Raw genomic sequence first — 2253 nt, 5'->3', positions numbered from 1 at the left:
GGTGGGCTGGTTTTTTTTTAAAATACACCGCCTTTTCCCGGCCCCTAAGCTTTATCTTCTCGCGCGCCACCCCACGCCCGCGGTGGGGCGCCACCCGGCACGTTCGGGGTGCCGCCCCTCGGCGTTTCATCGGTCCGACCCGTCCAGCAGCCCCGACAGCACCGCCGCCGTCGCCGTCAGCAGGTCCTCCGCGACCGCGCCGCCCGCCGCCGTACGGGCCAGCAGTCCCTCCCGCGCCGCCAGGACCACCGTCGCGGCCTGGTCGGCGCTCGCGCCCGGGGGCACCAGCTCCGGCAGCGCCCGCTCCAGGACCTCGGCCAGCGCCCGCGCGACCGCCCGGTCGTGCGCGGCGACCTGCTCGGCCAGTGCCGCCGTCCGGGCCGCGACCAGGCGGAACTCCAGGAACAGCAGGATCCACCCGGACTCCGTCGGCTCGACCCGCAGCAGCGCCTCGACCAGCCGCTGCGCCCGCTCCCGGGGCGCCAGCGCCTCGCAGGCGGCGGCCAGTTCGGCCAGTTCGGCCATCCGCTGAGCGGCCTGGTCGTCGAAGAGCGCCAGCAGCAGTTCCTCCTTGCCGCCGAAGTTCGAGTAGAAGGCGCCGCGGGTGTAGCCGGCGGCGGCGCAGACGTCCTCGATGCTCGTCCGGGCGAAGCCGACGGAGAGGAACAGTTCGCGTGCGGCGGCGAGCAGCCGGGCCCGGGTGTGGATGCGGCGTCTGGGTGGTCGGGGGGCGGTGTCGGCGGGGGGCGGGTTCACAGCAGCACGATACATGGTGTATTCAGTACGAGTCGTATTCAATACGAGCCGTACTGAAACGAGGGCCATCATCGTGAGCGAGCGAAGCGAACGAACCGCCGAGAAGTGCGCGTGGGCGAGTGCCCCCGCCGAGCGCGGCGAGGTGGGCGCATGAGCCGCCTGCTGATCACCAACGCCCACCTGCTCCACCCCGAGGACGGCACCCGCACCGACCTCGGCTGGCTGGAGGCCGCCGACGGCCGGATCGCGGCCACCGGCACCGGCCGCCCGCCCGCCGCCGCCGAGGACGTCCGGGTCCTCGACGCCGCCGGCGGCACCGTCCTGCCCGGCCTGATCGACGCCCACGTCCACCTGCTGGTCACCTCGCTCGACCTGCACGACTTCACCAACTGGACCCCCGGCTACGCCACCGTGCGCGCCCTCGCCGAGGCCGAACGCATGCTGCGCCGCGGCTTCACCACCGTCCGCGACGTCGGCGGCGCCGACCACGGGATGGCCCGCGCCCTCGCGGAGGGCCTGGTCCCCGGCCCGCGGCTGCTGCACGGCGGCAAGGCGCTCTCCCAGACCGGCGGCCACGGCGACCTGCGCCCGCTCGGCGACGACTCCCTGCCCTGCTGCGAATCCCGCCCGCACTTCGGCCGGATCGCCGACGGCGTGGACGCGGTGCGGACCGCCGCCCGGGACGAGTTCCGCAAGGGCGCCCGCCACCTCAAGGTGCTGCTCTCCGGCGGCGTCGCCTCCCCGCACGACGAGATCGGCGCCGTCCAGTACAGCGAGGAGGAGATCCGCGCGGCCGTCGAGGAGGCCGAGAACCACAACCGCTACGTCACCGTGCACGCCTACCACCCGCGGGCGATCGACCGCGCCCTGCGGGCCGGCGTGCGCTGCGTCGAGCACGGGAACCTGCTGGACGACGGCACGGTCGCCCTGCTGCTGGAGAAGGACGCCTTCCTGGTGCCCACCCTGGTCGCCTACGAGCAGACCGCCCGGGCCGGCGCCGCCTCCGGCCTGCCGCCCGCCTCCCTGGGCAAGCTCGCCGAGGTCCGCGACCGGGGCCTGGAGGCGCTGGAGCGCGCCCACCGCGCGGGCGTCAACCTCGTCTACGGCAGCGACCTGCTCGGCCCGCTGCACCCGGCCCAGCTGGAGGAGTTCACCCTGCGCGCCCAGGTCCAGCCGGTCGCGGACGTGCTGCGCTCGGCGACCACCACGGCGGCCCGGCTGCTCGGCCTGGCGGGGGATCTCGGCACCCTCGCCCCGGGCGCCCACGCCGACCTGCTCGTCCTGGACGGCGACCCGCTCGCCGACCTCGCCGTGCTCACCCGCCCCGACCTCCACCCGAAGCGGGTGGTCAAGGCCGGCGCCCCGGTCTGACGGCGAAACGGCGGGGGGGGGGGCCCCGGGGCCCCCCCCCCCCCCCCCCCCCCGCGAGAACAGCCCCCCGGGGCGGGGGGGGGGCTGGTCGAGGAGAATAAATAAAAAAAAAAACACCCAACCCCA

The 2253-nt window shown here is 74.9% G+C and carries 2 protein-coding genes; one reads left to right on the top strand and one right to left on the bottom strand.

Going from position 1 to position 2253, the window contains the following annotated elements; all coding sequences use genetic code 11:
* Positions 1–126: 126 nt before the first annotated feature.
* On the bottom strand, positions 127–756 hold the full coding sequence (locus ACFWJ4_RS41445; RefSeq protein ID WP_380554616.1) for a TetR/AcrR family transcriptional regulator: 630 nt from the start codon (positions 754–756) through the stop codon (positions 127–129).
* Positions 757–906: 150 nt separating this feature from the next.
* Here ACFWJ4_RS41445 and ACFWJ4_RS41440 point away from each other — a divergent pair, with 150 nt between their 5' ends.
* Positions 907–2127, top strand: coding sequence for an amidohydrolase family protein (locus ACFWJ4_RS41440; protein ID WP_380554613.1), 1221 nt, complete (start codon positions 907–909; stop codon positions 2125–2127).
* Positions 2128–2253 lie beyond the last annotated feature (126 nt).

It is taken from the genome of Kitasatospora sp. NPDC127067 (genome assembly GCF_042724755.1).
In the GTDB taxonomy this organism is placed as follows: Bacteria; Actinomycetota; Actinomycetes; order Streptomycetales; family Streptomycetaceae; genus Kitasatospora; species Kitasatospora lactacystinica.
The sequence above is the reverse complement of the archived record's forward strand: the minus strand, read 5'-3'. Positions and strand labels throughout refer to the sequence as shown.

Bases quoted from the DNA above. Each gene is read 5' to 3' on its own strand.
- ACFWJ4_RS41440 (WP_380554613.1), top strand. From the start codon at position 907: ATGAGCCGCCTGCTGATCACCAACGCCCACCTGCTCCACCCCGAGGAC.